Annotated in this window: 1 protein-coding gene; it reads right to left on the reverse strand. The window is 45.1% G+C overall.

The window, feature by feature from the left end:
- On the reverse strand, window positions 1-988 hold a 988-nt coding region (locus tag B7Y67_RS19315; RefSeq protein WP_293600021.1), incomplete at its 3' end, for a YDG domain-containing protein.
- Between the last annotated feature and the right edge of the window lie 31 nt (window positions 989-1,019).

Raw genomic sequence — 1,019 nt, forward strand, 5'->3', positions numbered from 1 at the left:
CGAACTTGGCAGCAGCATTAGCAGTCATTGTTAACGTGGCTGGAGTAATGACACCTACAGCACTGACAGACGTTGGCAATGCATAGTTGGATAAATTAGTGTTGCCAGTAGCGATAAAGTTAGCAGAACTCAATGAAGCAGTTACGGTGCTTGCATCGGCCACGTTAGCGCTATTGTAGGTAGCGTTTATTTGAGTAATATAGGCGCCCTGCCCGCTAACAAATCCACTTAAAGTATAGCTACCAGCATTGCTACTGCTTCCACTTGTCAGAATCGCAATATTGGTAGTGTCATATTCTTTAGTCTGACTACCAATCGATACTGTAATTGGGGCTGGAGTAATGTTGGCAGTAAAGCCGGTTGGCTGAGTAAGCGTGTAATTACCATCAGGGTTATTCGTTAATGTATTGGCAACAGTCACTGCAAGGCCTGTACCAGCATTAGACTGACTAAAGTTTGCAGCCTGACTTAAGGCAACGGTATCACCTAACACCACGCCAACCAAGCTACCACCAGAAATTGGTGCGCTTGTTGTGCCGTCATATACCTTATTTGCAATGCTTGTTCCAGTCACTGTCAGCGCTTTAGGAGAAATATTGGCAGTAATACTGGTAGGTTGAGTTAATGTGTAATTATCAGCCGCAGGGCCACTGATACTGTTATTCATAACAATAGCAATTGCGTTAGCTGCATTAGCGGAGCTAAAGCTAGCGGCTTTTGTGAAAGTGATATTAGCGACGTCTGAAGAAATCAGCCCTACTAGTGTGCCTGCGGTAACGGTAGCGGCTGTGCTGCCGTCATACACTTTATTAGCAACCGTAGTGCCAGTGATAGTCAATGACTTAGAAGTAATGTTGGCGCTTAAGCCGCTAGGCTGAACTACAGTGTAGTTGGCTGCAGCGGCTCCACTAATACCTGCAAATACGATGACTGGAATACTCTCACCAACATTGACGCTGGTGAAATTCGCATTTTGAGTTAAGTTCACATTTGCGTTATCCGCAGCAATTAACCCAACC

The sequence above is a fragment of the Polynucleobacter sp. 35-46-11 genome (assembly GCF_002281105.1).